The organism is Flavihumibacter sp. ZG627, from assembly GCF_000814325.1.
Taxonomy (GTDB): Bacteria; Bacteroidota; Bacteroidia; order Chitinophagales; family Chitinophagaceae; genus Flavihumibacter.
This window is the reverse complement of sequence record NZ_JPHF01000004.1, coordinates 368,501-384,906: the sequence shown is the minus strand read 5'-3', so window position 1 is coordinate 384,906 and position 16,406 is coordinate 368,501. Positions and strand designations below refer to the sequence as shown.

The window sequence follows — 16,406 nt, the reverse complement described above, 5'->3', positions numbered from 1 at the left end:
CAGGGTAGGAACTGATTTTTCTCAATCACCGCATTTTCGTTTATTTGAGGCTGCAAATCAAACATTTTGCAACTTTTTCAATTTAAATACTCGGGATGAAACGTATTCTGATCATCGACGACCACAATGAGATCCGTGAAAATATTGCTGAAATACTCACACTGGGGGGATACCATGCCTTTACAGCCGAGAATGGCAAAAAAGGAGTGGAGCTCGCCCTTGTTGAGAAGCCTGATCTGGTAGTTTGCGATATTATGATGCCCGAGCTTGATGGTTACGGAGTACTACATCTCCTGCGAAAGAATCCCGAAACGGAGCATGTGCCTTTCATCTTTCTTACGGCCAAAGTGGAGAGAAGTGATTTCAGGAAAGGAATGGAAATGGGAGCCGACGATTTTATTACAAAGCCTTTCGATGATATAGAATTACTTAATGCAATAGAGATCCGCCTGAAGAAGCAGGATATACTTCAGCATAAATATACAGGTACAGAAAAGGGGATGAATGAACTTATGCAGGATCTTAAGGAATCGGGATTCATGCATATGGATCCGGAACAATATGAGACAGAATTTCTTTCAAAAAGACAGCAGGTCTACAGTGAGGGTAAAAGACCTAAATACCTATACTATTTAAAATCCGGTAAGGTGAAGGCATACCGCCTGCATGAGGATGGTAAGGAATATATAACCAATCTGTATAGTACGGGTGATTATATAGGTTATGTTGCTTTACTGGAGAACAGCACTTATGAAGATACCGCTGAAGTACTGGAAGAAGCAGAGCTGGCTATGATTCCACGCGAGGATTTCCTGCAGGCTGTATTCAATGATATGACCATAGCAGGCAAATTCATAAAGCTCATTACCGGGAATGTAAAAGATAAGGAAGACCGCCTTCTTCACCTGGCCTATGACTCTCTGCGCAAACGGGTGGCCAAGGCCCTGGTAGATATCCAGCATAAATTTAACGCCGGATCAGAACCTGTGCCCATCGACATTTCCCGGGAAGATATAGCCCAATATGTTGGTACAGCAACTGAATCACTTATCCGGACGCTGAGCGATTTTAAATCGGAGAAACTTATTGAAATAAAAGAAGGCAAGATCCGCATTACTGATCTTGCCAAACTCAGTAATTTATTATACTGAGCCACCTGATATATAATTGACCGTTATTAGTCTTCTCCCCGCTGCAATTCGAAATCCTCAGCAGCAGCAGGTTTAGGGTTAGTATTGTTAGGACTGCTTATCTCACGGCCATGATCATTCTGTTGGCGAAGTGTCCATTTGTCAGTCATAGTTGTTTCCAGCCAGAGATTGCCAGACTTTCGGAATACCTGCACTGCCAAACCAAACCGCTTCCATAAATTCTGTTCAAGTTCAGCTACTGTCATTGCAGGTTCCACCTCCAGTTCACCTTCCTCTTTGGTAATACGCACATCTCCAATCTTCAGGGTATGAGCAAACATCCTCTGCGCGGGTGAAGGTTTTTCAACACCATGCTGTTTCCGGAAGAATTCGATCTTCAGGAAAGGAAAGTAGTTATTAAAATCCTGCTGTACTTCCTTAAGGTGTCGGGTTTCAGCTATCTGAATGGTCATAACTTTCCAATTAATAGATAAATACATCTGATTTCGCTCAGTTTATTGTTTCCTTATTCCTGCTTGGGTTGATGATCAGTTCAGTTCCAGTACCCGAAAATCAGCTGCATTAAGCTGTGGATTTCCTGTAGCCGAAGGCTTACATGATCTTATCACCGTCACAAAAATATCCTTATGGGAAGCCCTAAATCATGACTTGAAGAGTGTCATGGGTTGACTTTTATCAGCCTTAGGGGTAACTCTGTACCGGGGCAGATGGGAAGAAAATCAGGTATATTAGGTATATCAGTCTTCTGTGGTAAAATTGTCCATATCGCGGCGATCTTTCTTGGTGGGCCTGCCTACTTTGCTCAACCGCTTTCCGGTATGAAAGCTGGCTGCCTGGAAGCTTATTCTTTCCAGTTCTTCCTCAGGAGTAAGGTCTTCATAGAATTTAATGGCCTCGCTGTACTGTACACGTTTGCTGAGAAGGTCAGCCACCCTGATTACCCATTTGCGGGCCTCGGTCCTGACCTCATATTCATCACCTATTGCTACGGCCCTGGATGCCTTCACCGCAACTCCGTCCATTTTTACCCTCCCCTTATCAATAGCCTCCGAAGCTATACTCCGGGTCTTGAAAAGGCGGATGGACCAAAGATATTTGTCGAGTCTGATTTTTTCCATTTAATTACTGAATAATTGGCTTTATCAGTTTTTAATGTTCCAGCAATTCTGCGAAATAGGTATGGAAATAGGGTATGGTCTCTATGCCCTTATAATAGTTTACAAGGTCATATTTTTCATTGGGAGAATGCAGATTATCACTATCCAGTCCAAATCCCATAAATACGATCTTAAGTCCCAATTCTTTTTCGAAAAGTGCGCAGATAGGAATACTTCCACCCCCCCGAACGGGAATGGGCTTCTTGCCGAAAGTGGCCTCTATGGCCTTAGCAGCCGCTTTATAGCCATCCGAATCTATTGGTGTCATGTATGGTTCGCCGCCATGGTGTAGTGAAGCTTTTACACTTACATTATCAGGAGCGATGGAAAGCAGATGATCTATCAGCAATTTAGTGATCTTGTCACTCTGCTGGTCTGGAACCAACCTGCAGGAGATCTTTGCATATGCTTTTGAGGGAAGTACAGTTTTAGCACCTTCACCTGTATAGCCACCCCATATTCCATTAAGCTCAAGGGTGGGGCGTATGCCTGTGCGCTCATTAGTGGTATATCCTTTTTCACCCCATAGTGCCTTCACACCCAGGTCTTTCCTGAAATCGTCCTCATTAAATGGAGCTTTCGCCATCAGTTCCCTTTCTTCCGTTGTTGCTTCCACCACGTCATCATAAAAACCGGGAATAGTAACATGATTATTTTCATCATGCAGTGAAGCAATCATCTGTGCCAGGATGGTTATTGGGTTAGCTACAGCTCCTCCATAAACTCCACTATGCAGATCGCGGTTTGCCCCGGTTACTTCAACTTCTATATATGATAAACCACGCACGCCAATATCAATGGAAGGGGTATCCATACTGATCATGGCTGTATCACTGATCAGGATAACATCTGCATCAAGCAGACCTTTATTGGCTTTCACAAATTCAGCCAGGTTAGGGGATCCAACTTCTTCTTCACCTTCAATCAGAAACTTAATATTGGTCGGCATCTCGCCACCCGCCACCATTGTTTCCATTGCTTTCACATGCATATAGAACTGGCCTTTATCGTCACAGGCTCCTCTTGCATAGATCTTCCCATCTTTTATTACAGGCTCAAAGGGGCCGCTGTTCCAGAGCTCCAGAGGATCTGGCGGCTGAACATCATAATGACCATATACCAGTACAGTGGGCTTTGCGGGGTCAGTTATCAGCTCGCCGTATACAATAGGATGCCCCGGAGTTTCATAAATAGTTACTTTGGTTGCCCCCGCGTTATTAAGACTGCTCCTCACTGCTTCGGCGCATTTGACCATATCTGTTTTGTGCTCACTTCGGGCACTAACACTGGGAATTCTCAATAATTCGAGTAACTCGTTCAGAAACCTTTCTTTATGTTGTTCCTGGTATTCTTTCCATGCGTTCATGTTCGTCTTTTTATCGCCACTAATTTAGGTGGATTTATTCAAAGCATCCGATGTGCCGGGAAGCTTATGTTTTTCATCTGATAATATGTTCTCAATAGTCCACTCAATTCTTTTTTCAAAGGGATGTTTCCTGACGGTGCAATCAGCTTTTGCGCAGATTGGGCAGGAAAATTCCAGGCATCCGTCAGAATGTACAAATAGCTCAATGGTATCTCCGAATTCTTCTCTTATGCGTTTGCTCAAAGCTTCCACTTCTACATGAGCTTCCCGTACATTCAGGTACCATGGAACAGTAAGGTGGCAGTCAACATGAAGAATACTTCCATACTTGATGACCCGCAAATTATGGAGGTCTATCCAATGTATTCGCCGCTCTTTATTGAGGGTGTCCACCATCTTTCCCAGTAACTCTTCATCAGCCTCATCCATAATACCGGCAAGAGATTCACGCAAGATCCGGTATCCGGTAAATATGATGATAAAGGCAAAGATCATCGCCACAATATTATCTATCAGCTGTATACCGGTGAACCATATTAATGCTACTCCAATCAGTATTCCGATGGTAGAATATGTATCTGATTGAAGATGCCTGCCGCTTGCCATGAGCGCCAGTGAATTGTTTTTTCGGCCACGCCTTATTGCTATATAACCCATTATATAATTCACCACTCCTGCAATTGCAACCAGTATCATACCGGTATCAAGCTGCTTAAGTTGGTGTGGGTGTATGAAATTATTTATTGACTCATAAATAATGATGAGTCCGGCAATCATTATCAATGTTCCTTCAACTGCTGCTGAAATAAATTCAGCTTTTCCATGACCGTAAGGATGATCCATGTCACGGGGCTTGGAAGCAACATACAGACTATATAGCCCGATGAAACCAGAGATCACATTCACTGTACTTTCAAGTGCATCTGTGAGGATTGAAACCGAGCGGGTCAGAAAATAGGCGGCGATCTTAAGACCAAATAATATAACGGCTACCAATACCACCCATTGCTGTACCCTGAAATTCTCTTTCTGCGTCTCCATTATTTCATGGCCATATCAAAGCGTTGCTGGATATATTCCCAATTCACAACATTCCACCAGTTGTCAATATAATCTGCACGCTTGTTCTGGTATTTCAGGTAATAGGCATGCTCCCACACATCGAGCCCCAGCAAAGGAATACCTCTTGTGCCTGCCACATCCATAAGAGGATTGTCCTGGTTTGGGGTGGATGTCACGATGAGCTGCTTATCACCCATAAGTACCAGCCATGCCCAGCCACTGCCAAAACGATTCTTCCCGGCTTCTGAGAACACTGATTTAAAATTAGCAAAGGATCCAAATTTACTTTCCAGAGCGGAAGCCAGGCTTCCGCCCGGTTTGTTGTCTGACCGGGAAGCGCGCATACTTTGCCAGAACAATTCATGATTATAATGACCACCAGCATTATTTCGCAGTTTCTCAGACATTCTTGATATACCTCCAAAAATCTGCTCCAGGGGTTTGGAACGATCAATTCCTTCTGCGATTGCTGCATCATTCAGGTTCTTTGTATATGCAGCCGCATGTTTGGTGTAATGAATCTCCATTGTTTGCGCATCGATATATGGCTCTAGTGTTTTGTAATCGTAGGGTAAGGGCTTTTGCTCAAAACCTGTAACGAATGGATTGGCAATGTTCTTGGAGGCCGTTTTGCAGGAGGTCAATAGACTACTTCCAATTACCGTACTTCCAATGCTGAATGCAAGAGAAGCCTTGGTGCCATTAAGAAGAAATGCTCGCCTTGATTGTGGATTTGATTTCATGCTACTGATTTTTTTAAAGTTACTGCGGTTCTGGAGCACCGCGACTAATTTTTATTCGTTCAAACCAGGGCCTGATCTTACGGAAGGTCCTGAAATAGAACTCCTTGTTGAACAATTGCGAATCGTGCATTGCCTTATATACAAGAAATACACCAATGGGTAATAGGATATATGTTGCCAACCACATACCCCATCCCGGCGCAAGCACGGCTTCTTTCACAAATTTTTTACCGAAATTATTGAGCAGGAAAAATATCACAAAGAATATCACTGCGAAAACCAGGGGCGTTCCAATACCGCCTTTCCGAATAATGGAACCCAGTGGGGCACCTATCAGGAATAATACAAAACAGGCGAGTGACATGGTGAATTTTTCATGCCATACCATCTTGTGTAAACGAAGACTTTTGGAACGATTCTCATATTCACTTTTATTGATCTCCAGTGTGCTTTTGATAACAGAGAGCTGAGATATCACTCTTTCATTAACACCCGGAAACATGGTGTCAGCAATTATATCTTTACTCGACTTAACCGCAACTTCGGTTGTTGGTTTCCGATAACCAGTATCCAGATGAAGTAGAAAGGGGATTGAAGAAGAAAGTTCCGTCATCATCTTTTTTCGGAAGAAATCATGTATTGTTTCCAATGAGTCAATTGCTTTGTCTAACTGGCGGACACTTAGCATTTGATAATTATCACGGAATAAGCTGTCCTCCGTTTTAGTGAGCTGAAGACTGCTAAGGTCGAACACCTTCTTGAACTCCTTAAAACCAAGCCTTATATACTCAGTGTTTGTTGACATTCGGGAACCCCTTTCCGTATTACGCCACCCATCCATGAGTTTGAATTCAAGAAATCGCTTATCGTCAGAAACCTTCATGATTCCTTTCCTTGCTATGATAATATTGTCCTGTAGATTATAATCCTTCTCAAAAATGATGATATCCCTTAAGGTTGAATCATCTGCTTCTTTTTTTCCCACCTTAATGGCATAACCCGGAATGTTTGTATAGAATGCGCCCTCTCTAAGATCAAAAGCAGGCTTCTTATTGATAATATCATATTTAAGCCGGTTTAGTTTGAGATTGGATACCGGCAGAAGATAATTATTGAACATGAAAGCTACTCCACACAATAGTAAACTTACAAACATGATTGGCCGCATAAATCGCAGGAGAGGTATACCGGCAGACTTTATCGCTACCAGTTCAAATGTTTCTCCCAGGTTTCCGAAGGTCATGATAGATGATAATAACACGGCAAGGGGAAGTGCCAGTGGAACAACAGTGGCCCCTACATAAATGATTGCCTGCCCTATAGTAAACAGATCAAGTCCCTTGCCAACAAAATCATCAATGTAAAGCCAGAAAAACTGAAGTACAAGCACAAATACAGTAATGAAAAAAGTAGCGATAAAAGGCCCAATAAAGGCTTTGAGGATAAGTTTATCGAGTTTTTTTATCACAGCGTGGAGGAATGTTTTTGGATAACTTTATTCAATGGATGCGGTAAAAATACAGCTTTCCCCAAAGGAAAGGGAAATGGTTCAGGATCCTGACATCATTTTAACGAAGAACAGTGCTATTAAATCGATCATCGAAATGTTCGGGGCAATTAGCAGGTATGAGACACACTATATAAATGAAAATAAATCGAGGCTGCCTCCCGAAGTCAGCAAACAATCTCCAAAAATTTCAAGGGGAGAACAATACCGCGAATTACCGTGGGTAATGCTCGACTTTCCCCGTGTGTTCGATCCAGGAGCTACGCTTGCTATACGTCATTTATTCTGGTGGGGAAATTTCTTCTCCGTGACATTACAAGTGTCTGGGAATTTTAAAGATAAAGTGGTAAAAAATATAGATAGATCGCCAGCAGCAACCCATTTATGCGTTCATCCATCACCGTGGGAGCATCATTTTGGAAGCGATAATTACAGGTTGCTCTCAGAATTGCATCCAACGGAACTTACCCGTATTGCAGAAATGAACGAATACATTAAACTGGCACTGATATTACCAGTAGCCAATTATGAACTAGCGCCTTCATTCCTGCTGAAAGGGTTCAGTAGTTGGATGGATTTACTGAAAGATTAATTTCCGAGACGATGGAACAGGTCCTTAACCTGGTAGCCCCACAACTGGCTCTGGTCTTTGATTTCTTTCTTATCTGCAAAATCATTTATCACCAAAATGGTTTGATTGGTAACTTCTGATTTCTCAATTCTGAACTCAAAAAACTCTTCTTTAGGTGCGTGGAGCCAGTGAAAACGGATAAAACTATTTTCTTCACTTTCAAGAACTTCTGCTTTATCTATCGACCCATTCCATGAAAAGCTGAACACCTGGTCTCTTTCATCAACTTTATCAGCAAACCATTCCTGCAAGCCGGCCGGTGTGCTCAAAAATTCATATAGAATAGAAGGTGAACACCTCACGGGATATTCCAGCGTATACTTTAGTTTCTTACTCATTCTCCAATCAATATCTGTCTTAAGGGATTACAATCAATGCAATAATAGAAAATAATATGACGCTGCAAAATAATACCTGAAGTATTTTTTGTTAAAGGGAGCTGGCCTTGAAACTATACAAAAACCCCGTAAAAACACTGAAATGCAGCGTTTTACACAAGCTTTTTTTGGAAAAGGCGTAGGCTAATGTTAAATTGCTGTAGCGAGTTGACCGGAATGGGTAATACCGGCTTATGCAAGATTTTACTCATTTATTCGTTTTAGCAATACCGAACCACAAACCTTAGAAAATAAACCTCAAACCACCACCTATGAGTATGCGTCAACTCAAGATCACGAAATCTATCACCAACCGGGAATCCCAGAGCCTGGAAAAGTACCTGCAGGAGATCGGGAAAGTAGAACTTATCGGTCCGGAAGAGGAAGTCCGGCTGGCTCATCTAATCCGTCAGGGCGACCAGCGCGCGCTGGATCGGCTAACCCGGGCAAACCTTCGATTTGTTGTATCGGTTTCAAAACAATATCAGAACCAGGGACTATCACTTCCCGATCTCATTAATGAGGGTAATCTCGGGTTGATCAAAGCGGCACAGCGTTTTGATGAAACCAGGGGATTCAAATTCATTTCCTATGCCGTATGGTGGATTCGCCAGAGTATTCTGCAGGCACTTGCGGAGCAAAGTCGTATAGTTCGGTTGCCATTGAATAAAGTTGGGCTCACCAACCGCATACAGAAGGCCTACCAGATGCTGGAGCAGGAATATGAACGCGAGCCATCTCCTGAAGAACTGGCTGAATATCTGGAATTGGAAACCGAAGAGGTTTCTGCTTCGCTTGGTATCTCTGCAAGGCATGTAAGTATGGATACGCCCCTTTCTGATGGGGAAGATAATACCATGATGGATACCATGGAAAATCCAAATGCTGAGCGCACCGATAAAAATATTGAACATGATGAAAGTCTGAAACAGGAAATAGATCGCAGTATGCAGGTATTAACGGAGCGTCAGAAGGAAGTTATATGCTACTTTTTTGGAATCGGGGTAGATCATCCAATGAGCCTCGAAGATATTGGAGAAAAATTTAATCTCACAAGAGAGAGGGTAAGGCAGATCAAAGACAAAGCCATCACCAAACTCCAAACCAATTCAAGGTCTAAACAGTTGCGGACATACCTAGGTGTGTAATCAAATTGCTTAAAGTATATTTGCAATCCATTTTAAGGTGAACATTTAGTTCACCTTAATTTTTTGCTACTAATTGGAATAAAACACCCGGTATGTTTGAATCATTAAGTGAGAGGCTCGAATCGGCCTTTAAACAGATAAAAGGAGAGGGTCGGATAACAGAGCTTAACGTTGCGGCAACAGTTAAAGATATCCGTCGTGCCCTTGTTGATGCTGACGTCAATTATAAAATCGCCAAAGAATTCACGGATAGGATCCGGGAGAAAGCAATGGGCGAAAAAGTGCTTACCGCAGTAAGTCCCGGCCAGTTGATGGTCAAGATCGTAAAAGACGAGCTGGTAGAACTTATGGGTGGAACGGAGAGTGAATTTAACAGCAAAGGCAATCCTGCTGTGATCCTTATAGCAGGATTGCAAGGTTCTGGTAAAACAACATTCAGTGGGAAACTGGCCAGCTATCTAAAAAACAAAAAAGGACTTAACCCGATGCTGGTTGCAGCCGATATTTACCGGCCGGCGGCCATTGACCAACTGCAGGTTCTGGGAGCACAGGTGGGCGTAGAAGTATTCAGTGAGCCCGACAATAAAGATGCAGTTGATATTGCCACAAAAGCTGTGGCCCGGGCGCGGAGCCTTAATAAAAATGTGGTAATAATTGATACTGCGGGTCGCCTCGCCATCGATGAAACCATGATGACAGAAGTGGCAAATATTAAAAAGGCCATAAATCCCAACGAGATCCTTTTTGTGGTGGATTCAATGACCGGACAGGATGCAGTAAATACTGCAAAAGCGTTCAATGAAAGATTGGATTTTTCCGGCGTTGTGCTTACGAAACTCGATGGTGACACCCGCGGTGGTGCGGCACTTTCAATTAAATACACGGTAAATAAACCGATCAAATTTGTAAGCAGCGGCGAAAAACTGGATACACTGGATGTGTTTTATCCGGAAAGGATGGCTCAGCGAATCCTTGGTATGGGTGACATCACAACCCTTGTTGAGCGAGCACAGGCACAGTTTGATGAAGAGCAGGCAAAAAAGCTGGAGAAAAAGATCCGTAAAAACCAGTTCGACTTTGAAGACTTTAAGCAACAACTCGAGCAGATCAAGAAAATGGGAAATATCAAGGACCTGCTAGGAATGATACCGGGTGTTGGAAAGGCAATAAAAGATATCGATATCAGTGATGATGCATTCAAAGGTATTGAAGCGATGATCAATTCAATGACACCCTTTGAGCGGGCTAATCCGGATACAATCGACACCGGCAGGCGTAAACGTATCGCCAAAGGGAGTGGCAAGGATATTGCTGATGTGAATGCTTTCATGAAGCAGTTCGAGCAAATGAAAGATATGATGAAAATGATGAATAAGATGCCAATGGGGGGTAAGATGCCCGGATTAGGCGGATTGGGCCGCAGGTAAATATCATCATTTGGTAATAATATTTTAGTTTGCAGATAAGCTTCGGATTGCTACTTTTGCAGTCCTTATCAACGTTAACCCTATTTGTTCACGCATTTAAATTTTTATTTACGATGCCAGTTAAAATGAGATTGCAGCGTCACGGCTCCAAGAAAAGACCATTCTACTTCATAGTAGTGGCGGACGCACGTGCACCGAGGGATGGTAAATTCATCCAGAAGATCGGTACTTACAACCCCCTGACAGTTCCAGCGTCAATTCAGTTAGATCGCCAGCGCGCGCTCGATTGGCTGCACAAGGGTGCAGAACCAACTGATACCGTTCGACGGATCCTGTCTTTCAAAGGTGTATTGTACCTTAAGCACCTGCTGCGTGGCGTGAAACTGGGCTTGTTCGATGATGTTACAGCTATGCAGAAGTTTGAAGTATGGCACAAAGAACACGAAGCTCAGTTGAAGAAGCGTAGCGACGAGCATAGGCAACAGCGCCAGGTGCGCCGTTATCCAACTACCAACAGAAGACCCCAACCTCGTCAGGAAGGCGGCGCTGCTGAGTAATTGACAAAAAAGCTCTAAATAAAAGTCCCGGTGCCTGCATCGGGACTTTTTTATGAAATCTTATGCACTATAATAATATCGGTAAAATAGTAGCAACCCATGGTATCCATGGTGAAATTGTACTGAAGCATGCCCTTGGCAAAAAAACGGCCCTCAAAGGGCTTGAGATCATTTTTCTGGAATTGCGAAAAGGGGAATTTCTGCCTTATTTCATAATTGAGGCAAAAGCGAAAAATGAATCGGAGATATATCTGAAATTGGATGGTGTGCTCACCCGTGAAGCTGCACAGAAACTTACACAGAAAGAAGCTTGGCTGCCGGAAGAAGATTTCCATCGCTATGCATCAAAATCTTCTCCAATTTCATTACTTGGATTCCATATTATATCTGATGGGAAAAGTATAGGTGAGATACTTGAAGTCATTGAACAACCCCACCAGGTGCTCTGCCGGATCGATCTGAATGGTAAGGAAGCTCTTATTCCGGTTCATCCGGATACACTCCTCAAGATTGACCAGAAAAAGAAAGAAGTGGTACTTGATATACCGGATGGACTATTGGATATTTATATGGATTGATGTGCCGGATACCTTTCCAGTAGATTTTCAATCTGCAACCAATGCCTCTTGTTATGGGCAACTATAAACATCAGCATGTTACCCAGTTTTAACTTAAGGTAAGGGGCTATAGAAACGGGTACCCTGATAGCATTCGGGTCAATATTTTCCGCCTTACCAATCAGCAGGATCAATTTTCTCTGCCATTGCAGAAATTCGCTTAGCCCATTTTCACTGTTGAGTTGGGTAAATATTTCTCAACTTCTCCTGCTGCAGTGATCACCGATTTTCGTTTAAAGGTGACCGGTACCCATATTGAACTGAATTCCTCCCATGCCTCCTCCCCAACGGGATTGAGTCCGGTAAGTTGCCGCCGCATGATCTCAATAGGATCGTTCAACTCTTTCACTTTTAACCAGATTTAATGAAATCGGTTGCAAAATAACTTTTTTCATTTCACACCCTTACTTTTGATTATGTCAATCCCAACGCGACTAATTGCTCATTTTGACCTCGATGCATTTTTTGTATCAGTGGAGTGTCTTAATGATACTACACTGAAAGGGCTGCCCCTGGCGGTAGGTGGAACCGGTGACAGATCAGTGGTTGCGGCTTGCAGTTATGAAGCAAGAAAATATGGTGTTCACTCTGCAATGCCGATGAAGACCGCCCTTCGAATATGCCCACACCTTAAAGTGGTAAGTGGTACAAGGAGTGAATACAGCCGGTATTCACGAATCGTTACTGACCTCATTGGCGCGGCTGCGCCGCTATTTGAAAAAGCATCGATTGATGAGTTTTATATTGACCTCACTGGTATGGAAAAATTTTTCCGGCCACTCCAATGGACACTCCAATTGAGGGAGCAAATCATGAAAGCTACCGGACTACCTATTTCCTTCGGAATGGGTGTCAACAAAATGATCGCTAAAATCGCAACTGATGCCGCTAAGCCAAATGGTTATCTATATATTGAACCCGGCAAAGAGATAGAATTTCTGGACCAGATGAAAGTCAGCAAGATCCCCGGTGTGGGTGATCAAACAAATAGGGAACTTCTTCAATTAGGGATTGAAACAATCCGCGAACTGCGTTTAGCCAATCCCGATATGCTGCACCGTCAGCTGGGAAAATTAGGACCAGAACTTTGGAATAAGGCTCATGGCAGGCATACCGGAGAAGTTAATCCATACCAGGAAGCTAAATCAGTGTCAACGGAGAATACATATGAAACGGATATTACAGATCTTTCATATCTGGAAGCCGAACTTGTGAGGATGACGGAAAAGATCGCCTATGAACTTCGCCAGGAAAATAAGCTCGCGGGATGCATCGCCGTTAAGATCCGCTATCCTGATTTTGAAACAACCTCCCGACAAACAACCATCCCTTATACCTTTTACGATGACGAACTAATTCCCCAGGCAAGGTCTTTATTTCGACAACTCTACCGAAAAGGTTATGCAGTCAGGCTTTTAGGGGTGCGGTTAAGCGAACTTACTGCTGAAGCAAAACAAACTAATCTTTTCCAGGATATTGACAGGAAATCAGATCTGTACAAAGCAATTGATTCGGTCAAGAACCAATTCGGCAAAGAAAGCATCAATAAAGCGGGGGGATTAAAAAATAGAAACCTATAAAATTAGTAGGTTTTTATTAAATTAGCATCCCATCAAGTTTTAAAAATTATCATATGAGTTTACGATTAGGCGATACGGTGCCCAATTTTAAAGCCGTAACTACAGAAGGGGAAATTGATTTTTATGAATTCCTGGGCGATGGCTGGGGCGTACTTTTTTCGCATCCTGCCGATTATACCCCTGTTTGTACAACAGAATTAGGACGCACTGCACAACTCAGGGAGGAGTTTGCAAAACGCAATGTGAAGGTGATGGCGGTTAGTGTTGATCCTATTGATAAGCATTTCGGTTGGCGTAATGATATCAATGAAACCCAGCATTGTACCGTTGATTTTCCGATCATTGCTGATGAAGATAAAAAAGTAGCGGAGTTGTATGATATGATCCACCCGAATGCATCAGCAACTGCTACTGTTCGGTCATTGTTTGTCATTGGCCCTGATAAGAAGCTTAAACTCTCGATAACCTATCCGGCGTCAACAGGAAGAAATTTTTATGAAGTATTAAGGGTGATTGATTCCCTACAGCTTACGGCCGATTATAGTGTTGCAACGCCGGCAGACTGGAAGGCGGGGGATGATGTAATTGTTGTACCTGCTGTTAGTACTGAAGATGCTATCCGGAAATTTCCAAAAGGGGTTAAAGTAGTAAAGCCTTATCTGCGCTATACTCCTCAGCCCGATCTGGATTGATTTTAAGTGGTACATCTACAATTTTAAAATACCCGGATGCATTGCACCGGGTATTTTTTTGTAAGTTACGTATTAAAAGAAACCAACTGCTGTATGAGAAAATACTCCCTTCTTCTATTGCTTTTATTTGTTTTGAATGCTCTGCATGCGCAGAAAACTTTGCTTCACTGCGGGCAATTGATTGATGTTAATTCCGGAAGGATACTCTCTTCTATGACTATAATAGTGGAGGGAAAAAAGATTTCGGATGTTGTTACGGGTTATACAAAAGGCACCGGATCAGATAAGGTCATTGATCTAAAGAAATTTACCGTGATGCCGGGACTTATTGATATGCATGTTCATATAGAGAGTGAAACAAGAAAAGGAGCAACTGCTGACAGATTTATCAAGAATCCTGTTGATATAGCTTTTGAATCACTTCAATACGCAGACATAACATTGATGTCGGGATTCACTTCAGTTCGTGATCTGGGAGGATCAGGGGTCAATATTTCATTACGCAATGCTATTGCAGCAGGTAAGGTGAGAGGGCCGAGAATATTCACGGCTGGAAAGTCTATTGCTACTACCGGCGGACATGCTGATCCAACAAATGGTTACCGGAAAGATCTGATGGGCAATCCGGGTCCCCTGGAAGGTGTAATTAACGGCGCATCGGAAGCCTACCAGGCTGTTCGTCAGCGCTATAAAGATGGTTCTGATCTCATTAAGATCACAGCAACTGGTGGGGTTTTAAGCCAGGCGAAAGATGGTGCAAATGCTCAATTTACTGTGGAAGAAGTAAAAGCTATTGTAACTGCAGCAAAAGATTATGGCTATATGGTGGCGGCACATGCGCATGGTGCAGAAGGCATCAAACGCGCTATCAGGGGGGGAGTAAATTCTATTGAACATGGAACGTTTATGGATGATGAAGGAATTGCCCTCATGAAAGAATTCGGGACCTGGTATGTTCCAACAATTACCGCGGGTAAATCGGTTGGGGATAGCGCCAAGATTCCCGGCTATTATACAGATATCGTAACTCCGAAAGCACTGGCAACGGGCCCGCAGATCCAATCAACTTTTGCCAAAGCTTATAAAGCAGGGGTTAAGATCGCATTCGGTACGGATGCAGGGGTTTACGCACATGGAAAAAACTGGCTGGAATTTGTTTACATGAATGAAGCTGGGATGCCGGTATTGGAAGCCATTCGCTCAGCCACACTTTCGGCAGCTGAATTACTGGGGGTGACCAACCAGTTAGGTACAATTGAAAAAGGAAAGCTTGCTGATATCATCGCAGTTGAAGGCGACCCCTCAAAAGATGTCAAATCCATGGGCAGGGTGCGATTTGTAATGAAAGATGGAAATATTTACAAAGGGGAATAGGTGATAATTTGCAGGGGGAACTTATTTCAGGCAGGATTTCCTTTTCCATATAATTTATTGTAATTTGTCAGTCCTAAACCTCTTGTATGAACAAGGTTTCCCTCTGTACCACCACACTGATCGCAATGTTTATTATAGCTTGTGATCAATCCATTCCTGACAGCAGCGGTTCAGCTTACTCATCAAGTCCGGCCCTCCCTGCTACAGCTGCTGGAATAACCCCAGCTTCTGATGCAGCTGTTCCTGCATTAGGTCCTGTAGCCACGGCTAAACGAAACCCTGCTCATGGCCAGCCGGGCCATCGCTGTGATATCGGTGTAGGTGAGCCACTTCCAGGAACCGCTTCCACCGCTAGTGCATTACCTGCATTGCCCGGTGTAACTGCACCAAACCTCAGGTCCTTTGCCACACCAGCCGCAAACTTAAATAGCACACAGGCATCTTCAACAGTTTCCCTGAATGCACCTGCAGCCGCACAACAGGTTCCTGTTGGTGCATCATCAGGCTCAGCACTCAACCCCAAACACGGAGAGCCTGGCCATCGCTGCGATATCGCAGTGGGGGCACCATTGAATTCCTCCCCTGCAACAAAGTCTAACAGCTCCCCGGCTGTAACAAGCACACCAATAAATACCAATCCAATAAAGCTCAATACAAACTCAGCAACTGCAACGGGTATGAATCCTAAACATGGTGAGCCAGGCCACCGTTGTGATATTGCTGTTGGGGCCCCGTTAAATAGTGCAGCTAAATCAAGCCCGGCTGCAACAACAACACCGGTTGCAAACTCGCTGCCAGCGCCACTCGCTGCCCTCTCTAATGATACAGTCGTCAACACAAACTTTACACCATCAATCACTGCAGGAACTGCCGAATCCAAACCTGATGCTACCGCAGCAGGCATGAATCCGAAACATGGGCAACCCGGTCATCGTTGTGATATTGCAGTGGGTGCACCACTTAATTCCAAACCTAAACAATAAGTATAACCGATTGGTCAGAATTATTATCTTCCAC

At 43.4% G+C, this 16,406-nt stretch carries 18 protein-coding genes; 10 read left to right on the top strand and 8 right to left on the bottom strand.

Annotated features, from left to right (window positions below; translation table 11 throughout):
• Nucleotides 1-95: 95 nt before the first annotated feature.
• The gene (locus HY58_RS11245) at nucleotides 96-1,151 is read left to right on the top strand and encodes a response regulator (protein WP_039131799.1); all 1,056 of its coding nucleotides are present in this window, start codon (nucleotides 96-98) and stop codon (nucleotides 1,149-1,151) included.
• Between the two features lie 26 nt (nucleotides 1,152-1,177).
• Here the strand turns inward: HY58_RS11245 and HY58_RS11240 are convergent, their stop codons facing one another.
• The 6 genes from HY58_RS11240 to HY58_RS11215 all read right to left on the bottom strand — a co-directional run bounded on the left by HY58_RS11240 (nucleotide 1,178) and on the right by HY58_RS11215 (nucleotide 6,947).
• On the bottom strand, nucleotides 1,178-1,603 hold the full coding sequence (locus HY58_RS11240; RefSeq protein ID WP_039131797.1) for a hypothetical protein: 426 nt from the start codon (nucleotides 1,601-1,603) through the stop codon (nucleotides 1,178-1,180).
• Nucleotides 1,604-1,888: 285 nt separating this feature from the next.
• Nucleotides 1,889-2,269 carry an RNA-binding S4 domain-containing protein gene (locus HY58_RS11235; protein WP_039131794.1) on the bottom strand — a complete coding sequence of 127 codons (381 nt, stop codon included), beginning with the start codon at nucleotides 2,267-2,269 and terminating at the stop codon, nucleotides 1,889-1,891.
• A 31-nt stretch (nucleotides 2,270-2,300) separates the two neighbouring features.
• On the bottom strand, nucleotides 2,301-3,674 hold the full coding sequence (locus HY58_RS11230) for a dipeptidase (protein WP_039131792.1): 1,374 nt from the start codon (nucleotides 3,672-3,674) through the stop codon (nucleotides 2,301-2,303).
• 24 nt (nucleotides 3,675-3,698) lie between these two features.
• Entirely contained in the window at nucleotides 3,699-4,715 is a 1,017-nt protein-coding gene (locus HY58_RS11225; RefSeq protein ID WP_039131789.1) for a cation diffusion facilitator family transporter, read from the bottom strand.
• Nucleotides 4,715-5,479, bottom strand: a complete 765-nt coding sequence (locus HY58_RS11220) for a superoxide dismutase (RefSeq protein ID WP_039132093.1) — start codon at nucleotides 5,477-5,479, stop codon at nucleotides 4,715-4,717. The genes HY58_RS11225 and HY58_RS11220 overlap by 1 nt, the downstream gene beginning before the upstream one ends.
• A gap of 19 nt (nucleotides 5,480-5,498) precedes the next feature.
• Nucleotides 5,499-6,947, bottom strand: coding sequence for an LptF/LptG family permease (locus tag HY58_RS11215; protein WP_052324061.1), 1,449 nt, complete (start codon nucleotides 6,945-6,947; stop codon nucleotides 5,499-5,501).
• 34 nt (nucleotides 6,948-6,981) lie between these two features.
• Between HY58_RS11215 and HY58_RS11210 the strand changes: the two genes are divergently transcribed.
• A complete protein-coding gene (locus tag HY58_RS11210; RefSeq protein WP_039131786.1) occupies nucleotides 6,982-7,578 on the top strand; it encodes a hypothetical protein in 597 nt (198 codons plus the stop codon).
• Here HY58_RS11210 and HY58_RS11205 read toward each other — a convergent pair.
• Nucleotides 7,575-7,955: an START-like domain-containing protein gene (locus HY58_RS11205; protein ID WP_039131785.1), complete on the bottom strand. Its 381-nt coding sequence runs from the start codon at nucleotides 7,953-7,955 to the stop codon at nucleotides 7,575-7,577. The genes HY58_RS11210 and HY58_RS11205 overlap by 4 nt on opposite strands.
• A gap of 311 nt (nucleotides 7,956-8,266) precedes the next feature.
• On the opposite strand from HY58_RS11205, the gene HY58_RS11200 reads away from it, so the two are divergent.
• From HY58_RS11200 to rimM, 4 genes are all read left to right on the top strand, one after another.
• Complete coding sequence (locus HY58_RS11200) at nucleotides 8,267-9,142, top strand: RNA polymerase sigma factor RpoD/SigA (protein ID WP_216593796.1); 876 nt, start codon at nucleotides 8,267-8,269, stop codon at nucleotides 9,140-9,142.
• A 92-nt stretch (nucleotides 9,143-9,234) separates the two neighbouring features.
• A complete protein-coding gene (gene ffh, locus HY58_RS11195; protein WP_039131782.1) occupies nucleotides 9,235-10,569 on the top strand; it encodes a signal recognition particle protein in 1,335 nt (444 codons plus the stop codon).
• Between the two features lie 29 nt (nucleotides 10,570-10,598).
• Complete coding sequence (gene rpsP, locus HY58_RS19975; protein ID WP_305727973.1) at nucleotides 10,599-11,126, top strand: 30S ribosomal protein S16; 528 nt, start codon at nucleotides 10,599-10,601, stop codon at nucleotides 11,124-11,126.
• A gap of 62 nt (nucleotides 11,127-11,188) precedes the next feature.
• Complete coding sequence (gene rimM / locus HY58_RS11185) at nucleotides 11,189-11,704, top strand: ribosome maturation factor RimM (protein WP_039131778.1); 516 nt, start codon at nucleotides 11,189-11,191, stop codon at nucleotides 11,702-11,704.
• A 199-nt stretch (nucleotides 11,705-11,903) separates the two neighbouring features.
• On the opposite strand, the gene HY58_RS11175 is transcribed toward rimM, so the two are convergent.
• Entirely contained in the window at nucleotides 11,904-12,092 is a 189-nt protein-coding gene (locus tag HY58_RS11175; protein ID WP_039131775.1) for a hypothetical protein, read from the bottom strand.
• Nucleotides 12,093-12,159: 67 nt separating this feature from the next.
• Here HY58_RS11175 and dinB point away from each other — a divergent pair, with 67 nt between their 5' ends.
• The 4 genes from dinB (at nucleotide 12,160) to HY58_RS18895 (ending at nucleotide 16,372) form a co-directional block, all read left to right on the top strand.
• Nucleotides 12,160-13,323, top strand: coding sequence for a DNA polymerase IV (dinB, locus tag HY58_RS11170; protein WP_039131773.1), 1,164 nt, complete (start codon nucleotides 12,160-12,162; stop codon nucleotides 13,321-13,323).
• 53 nt (nucleotides 13,324-13,376) lie between these two features.
• Nucleotides 13,377-14,015: a peroxiredoxin gene (locus HY58_RS11165; protein ID WP_039131770.1), complete on the top strand. Its 639-nt coding sequence runs from the start codon at nucleotides 13,377-13,379 to the stop codon at nucleotides 14,013-14,015.
• 93 nt (nucleotides 14,016-14,108) lie between these two features.
• Nucleotides 14,109-15,389 (top strand): amidohydrolase family protein, encoded by a 1,281-nt coding sequence (locus HY58_RS11160; protein ID WP_039131767.1) that lies wholly within the window; start codon nucleotides 14,109-14,111, stop codon nucleotides 15,387-15,389.
• 86 nt (nucleotides 15,390-15,475) lie between these two features.
• Nucleotides 15,476-16,372 (top strand): hypothetical protein, encoded by an 897-nt coding sequence (locus tag HY58_RS18895; RefSeq protein ID WP_052324059.1) that lies wholly within the window; start codon nucleotides 15,476-15,478, stop codon nucleotides 16,370-16,372.
• Nucleotides 16,373-16,406: the final 34 nt, after the last annotated feature.